The following is a 3,497-nucleotide window of genomic DNA, read 5'->3' as shown; positions in this document are numbered from 1 at the left end:
AAACCCTTATCACGGTGACCATAAGGAAGACGGAGCGAGTATCACCGGTCTCCTCCAAGTAGACTTTAGCGGCGTTGATAATATCTCCGCAGGCATTTTGCTACGTAATGACATGAATGCCGACGAAGTGATGGCCTGCTATGACCAACATGCCGATCATCGTCCCGTATTAGTCCACGGGGGATTTACAGCCCCCAAGGCGCTGGCGGTTGTGCTGGAGAATGACATGCCCAGCCTCACCAACGTCTTCATCGAAGACCATGCAAAGCTGCTCTACCGTAAGCATTTTGATCAGAGCAAGCGCATTCTCGTGCGCGATGGCTTCAAGCGGCAGCGCAATGCCGATTATCCGCCTATAGAGGAATTTTCAGACCTCCATGTCACTTGTGGTGAACTTGGTATGGCGGGCTTCGGTGACTTTCTGATTGCGGGTGACGTTTACAGCGAGAGTGGTGGCCCGGCTTATGCTGTAGCGATCCACTTAACCTTCATCGATCCTGACAAGGACGATGTCATGTACATCTATCATTTTGTCTCGAATACAAATGACACTCCAACCGACCCTGCTGGCAAGTTCGCTCAGGCGTTGGAAAAGTTGATCGCAAAACTAGATAGCGGCACCTCCCACATTCGCGAAACCGAGGCGATTAAGGAATTTCGCGCCCTTCATGCTAAAGGCCATTTTCCAGGCCTCGGTTACATTAAAAAGCTCTCGATGAAGCACCACATTGAGACGCTTGCCAACTATTGTGGCTGAGTTCTATGTCAAAGCGATTCTGTTGTCCGGAGTGCTTCGATGATCGTGCCTTGCGTGATGAGCTCTTCCCGTCTCTCGATCCCGATCATGGAACCTGCGATTTCTGTGGCACCGCAGATACCCAACTGGTAGAGCCTTTTAAGCTCGCCAATTATTTTGAACTCCTAGTTAACGTCTATGAGCCTAGTGAGGGTGGTAAGCTACTGGTTGAATGGATGAAGGAGGATTGGCAGCTTTTCAGTCATAGGCGCATGGACACCGCCCACGCTAAGGAGCTGCTTGGCGAGATTCTCGATGATGGTGAAATCGTAAGAAAAGGTTTTGCACCGTCTTCAAGCTATATCAGTGAAGGCCTCGCGCAGTGGGATAAGCTGCGTGACGAGATGATGTATGCCAATCGCTGGTTTCTTGATGTTGAAATCGACCAAGAGCGTCTCCGTGAACTCCTCGAGATGCTGTTGGCGCGGCAATTGCCCCGGCAATGGTATCGAGCGCGCATCCGAACCGAAGACGAGGTTTTTCAAATTGAAAAGATGGGGGCGCCACCGAAAAGACGCTCATCACATGGCCGAGCTAATCCAGCAGGCATTCCCTATCTTTATCTGGGATCACTCCCCGAAACTGCAGTGGCCGAGATCAGACCTCATACCGGTGAGATTGCTTGCGTTGCCGATTTCACGATCCCAGAGATTAAAGCAGTGGACTTGCGCAATCCGCGCAAGCTCGTTTCACCTTTCATCTTTTCCGAGTCTAGTGCAATTGACCAACTGCGCGCCGATTTGCCATTCCTTGAGCGTCTTGGCGAGGAATTGACTCGACCTGTTCAGCCGACTGGTGCGGCAATCGACTACATTCCGAGCCAGTATCTGTGTGAGTTTATTAAGAAGAAAGGGTTCGACGGTGTGGTCTATCGTAGTTCAGTTAGCGACGGCATCAATCTCGCACTGTTTGATCCCGAAAAGGCTGTCGGCGGGGAAGTGGAACTCTACAGCGTGTTCAAAGTTTCGGTCAAAGTAGCCGCCCTCTGAAATAAACGCACATTCTTATAGCTACGGTTCTGGTGAGCGTCAGCTTCAATCACCAATGAAAGATCGTTTTTATCATTAGTTTGAAGTGCCACTGACCTCCCCCTAGATTAGTACAACTCGCTCAATGAGTTTTTCCACATTATGCCGCTTTTCGAGCATACTTAACTAATGGCTGCTTTCCAGGTCGAAGTACGTACATTGGTAGCCGAGTGGGATATTCTTTCTTTTTCCTGTACCAAAACGGTTTAATTTTGATAAATACGTTGAGATGAACCTAGGGCCCGTTGATGTTTCACTCATTGCCGCGCTGGTGCCCGTTTTTATTCGCGGCAAGGCAGAAGGAGAGCGGTTTGTTTATTCCAAATCAACGACGATTAACGCCGCCGCGAGTAAAATGGGCCCAGCCCTTTGTGGTGCAATGCGGTTCACGATGAAGCACAGGTCCTCCTGAAGACTGGAGTAAAGTGATAAATCTCTTTTCCGCTGCGCCAAGACACAGTTGGCATAGCTACGCGATATGTTTCTACCCTGGCTCAGATAAACCATACTTTCTATCAAAAGATTGTGCATCGTTTAGTGTGGGCCCTCCATTGCGAAGTGGAAAGTTCAGAGGTCTTTTCGACGTTATGTGGTTGTGATGGCTTAACGTACTAAAAAAATGCATGATACGCTAAATATTCATGTGTCTATCATCCTGCCAGGGGCATTTTGGTTATGCGGGTACTTAAGCGGGTTCAGCCAACACCCGAGCAAATCACTATAGTCAGGCGGATTCAGACCGGAGCTTCGCTCATTCGCGGTGCTGCCGGAAGTGGCAAGACTACTACTGCGTTGCTGGCGCTTAGGGCTGCGACAGGCGCAGCAGTAAATCAACTGCGTAACGATAATCGATTGCCAGCAAACGTATTAGTACTCGCTTTCAACAACTCATTGCGTAGCTATTTACAAGTCGTTGCTGAAGATGAAATGGCGGATTATGCGGGCGATGTGCGCATGTTTATTTCGACTTTCGATAGGTGGGCAATAGACACACTAAATACATTAGGGATGAATAGCGCGAATGAAGCACGAAGATATCTTAGCCAACTTGCCATTTCATTTCCCCGCGACACATCATTTGTTGTAGACGAGGTTGAGTATTTACTGGGAAGGCTCCCACCTGAGCGTCTGGATGAATATCCAATGATCAGGCGTAGTGGTCGCGGCGGATCTCCTGCGATGCCGAATGATGTGCGCAGGAAATTGCTAGATGAGGTTGTAGTTCCCTACCTTGAGTGGAAGCAATCGAACGGTGTTAGAGATTTCAACGATCTCGCCGTGGATATGATGCGAGCCGAACCTAGATTCAAGTATGACGTGATCGTTGTAGACGAGGCGCAGGATCTTTCCGCCAATCAACTACGCGCGGTTGTCCGCCACGCTGCAGAAGACGCTACTATCACAATCGTTACAGACTCAGCACAACGAATATATCCACGAGGAGCACCTTGGTCGGAAGCTGGTATTGAAATAGTACCCACACGGAGCTTTAGGCTAAACATAAATTATCGAAATACTCGTGAGATTGCGACACTCGCTGCCTCGCTCTCTGACGGAATCAATATAGATGATGATGGGAGTCTTCCCGATCCTGAGGCCTGCCAGCGGAATGGTCGACTACCAACTTTGATACTTGGTAAGTTTGGGCATCAGTTGGCCTATGTGGTTGACCG

The 3,497-nt window shown here is 49.3% G+C and carries 3 protein-coding genes; all 3 read left to right on the top strand.

What is annotated here, in order from left to right; all coding sequences use genetic code 11:
• Positions 1-757, top strand: a 757-nt coding sequence (locus tag ACT3R7_RS20430; protein WP_496199447.1) for a sce7725 family protein, incomplete at its 5' end; no start/stop codon positions are given.
• 50 nt (positions 758-807) lie between these two features.
• Positions 808-1,785: an RES family NAD+ phosphorylase gene (locus ACT3R7_RS20425; protein ID WP_225736079.1), complete on the top strand. Its 978-nt coding sequence runs from the start codon at positions 808-810 to the stop codon at positions 1,783-1,785.
• A gap of 714 nt (positions 1,786-2,499) precedes the next feature.
• Positions 2,500-3,497, top strand: a 998-nt coding sequence (locus tag ACT3R7_RS20420) for a UvrD-helicase domain-containing protein (RefSeq protein ID WP_444280548.1), incomplete at its 3' end; no start/stop codon positions are given.

This window comes from Halomonas sp. AOP43-A1-21 (assembly GCF_052376775.1).
Lineage (GTDB): Bacteria > Pseudomonadota > Gammaproteobacteria > Pseudomonadales > Halomonadaceae > Vreelandella > Vreelandella colorata.
Note: the sequence above shows the minus strand (reverse complement) of the source record. Positions and strands in the feature narration are given on the sequence as shown.